The sequence below is a fragment of the Streptomyces sp. NPDC054840 genome, from assembly GCF_053611065.1.
The window spans coordinates 1-2185 of record NZ_JBSGZP010000948.1; the positions used below are offsets into that span (position 1 = coordinate 1).

General features: G+C 74.2%; 2 protein-coding genes. Both read right to left on the reverse strand.

The annotated features are described in order from the left end of the window. Positions 1-1020: acyl-CoA dehydrogenase family protein (locus ACWGIU_RS36290; protein ID WP_453712337.1), on the reverse strand; the 1020-nt coding region annotated here is incomplete at its 3' end. A 9-nt stretch (positions 1021-1029) separates the two neighbouring features. Then, positions 1030-2185, reverse strand: a 1156-nt coding sequence (locus ACWGIU_RS36295) for a condensation domain-containing protein (RefSeq protein WP_453712338.1), incomplete at its 5' end; no start/stop codon positions are given.

A 2185-nucleotide genomic window follows, 5' to 3' on the forward strand; every position in this document is an offset into this window, starting at 1 on the left:
GGGCAGCCGGCCCGGCAGGGCGAGTGCCAGTTCCCCGGTGCGTACCTGGTCCAAGAGGAGGTCGGTGGCCTCGTCCTCGTTGAGTTCACCGCGGTCGAGGCGGGTGAGGACGCGGCGGACCAGCGTGCCCGCCGCGAGCAGCCGGGCGTTGAGCTTGGCCAGGCCGATCTGGTCGTGCTGGCCGGCCTCCAGCCGGTCGGTGTGGGCCTCCAGGCGTTCCACGGCGGCCCGGTACCAGCGCAGCGACTTGACGTAGTAGTCGAGTCCGGTGCGCTCGAAGGCGAGCGTCTTGACGACGATGGCCCAGCCCTGGCCGGTCTCGCCGACCACGTCGTCGGCGGTCACGGCCACACCGTCGAGAGTGACCTCGTGGAAGGCGTCGTCGCCCATGCCCGGGATCTGCCGGATGGTGACGCCCGGCTGGGCCAGGGGGACGAGGAACAGGCTGAAGGCGTCGTCCTCGCCGCGGGCCAGGCACAGTCCGTAGTCGGCGAGCCGGGCGAAGAGCGAGTGGACCTTGGTGCCGTACAGCTTGTAGCCGCCCTTGCCGTCCGAAACGGCCCGGGTGGAGAGGATGTTGAGGTCGGAGCCGGCCTGGGGTTCGCTGAACAGCACGCAGCCGAAGGCGGTGCCGGCGGCGAAGCCCGGCAGGTGCCGGGCCTTCATCGCCGCGCTCGCGACGTTGAGCAGGGTGGATCCGACGATCTGCACGGTGAGGGTGTGCAGCAGGTCGGGGACGTCGTGCATGGCCAGTTCCTCGACCAGCACGGCCGCCGCGACCTGGCTGATGCCGCGGCCGCCGTACTCCTCGGGCCACTGGGGCGCGAGGAGGCCCCGCTCGCCCAGGGCCCGGTGGATGGGCCGGGGGTCGCGGGTGCGCCGGGCCTCGGCCACGGGGGCCGAGACCAGGAGGTCGTGGATGTCCTCGCGCAGGGCCCGCATGGGGGTGCGGGGCACGTCGGCTCCGCTCCGTACGAGCCCGCAGTCCGCGGGCGCGCGGTAGAACTCGGTGGTGAGCACGGCAACTCCCTAGGTGGTGAGCGGGGATGCGGGCGCGGTGACGGCCCGGTCCAGCACGTCCTCGATTCCGGTGAGCAGCCCTCGCACGTCCTCGGGCGTGGCCGCGTGGCGGTTGTACTCGGCGGTGCCGCCGATCTCGCCGTCCCGTTCCACGAGGCCGACGCAGGCGAGGGCGGCGGCCGGGTCGGGGCTGTAGAGCTCCAGGTGCCGGGCGGGCGGCCCGGGCAGCTGGCCGACCTCGATGCCGGGCAGGTCCAGGGGGACCGACGGGTAGTTGTGAAGGGCGAACAGGACGTTGTACGGCGGGGGCGTACCGGCGCCGAACAGGACGTCGACGGGCAGGCGTTGGTGGGCGAGCGCTTCGGCCACCGCGGCCCGGGTGCGGTGCAGCAGCTCCCGGAAGGTGGGTCCGCCCGCGAGGTCGAGCCGTATCGGTACCACGGTGGTGAACTGCCCGACGGCGCCTTCGAGCGGTCCGGCGAAGCGCCCGGCCGCAGGGGTGCCGATCACCTGGGAGGTACGGCCCTGCCTGCGGGCCAGTACGACGGCCAGCGCGGCGAGCAGCGTCATGAACGGGGTGGCTCCCTCGGTCGCGCCCAGCTCCAGCCCGGCGTCGACGGGCCCGCGGGCCAGTCGTACGGGCAGGTGCCCGCGTTCGAATCCGCCCGGTGCCCGGGGTGCGGGCGGGTCGCCGGCGAACGTGGCCCGGCGGCGGGCGAGTTCGGCGGCGCCGTCGGGTCCGGCGAGCCACCGGTGCTGCCAGTCGGCGTAGTCGGGGAACTGCAGGTCGGGCGGGTCGAGGCCCGCCGGGCCCTCGCGGTAGCCGGCGGCCAGGTCCGCGAGGAAGACGCCGGAGGACCAGCCGTCGAAGACCGCGAGGTGGGAGGCGAGGATCAGGACGTGCTCGCCGGGGGTGAGCCGCAGCAGGCGGAAGGCGCTGGTGCGGCCGCTCTCCAGGTCCAGGACGGTGGAGGCGCTCTCGGTGCTCTGCAGGGTGACGCGTTCGGCCGCGGCCTGCGGGGTGAAGCCGGACAGGTCGGCGCGGATGAGCCGCAGAACCGGTTCCTCGTCCACGTGCAGCCTCGGCTGCCCGGCGGTGGAGACGCCGAGGCGGGTGCGCAAGGCCTCGTGGCGGCGCAGCACCCCGGTGAGGGCCGACACGAGC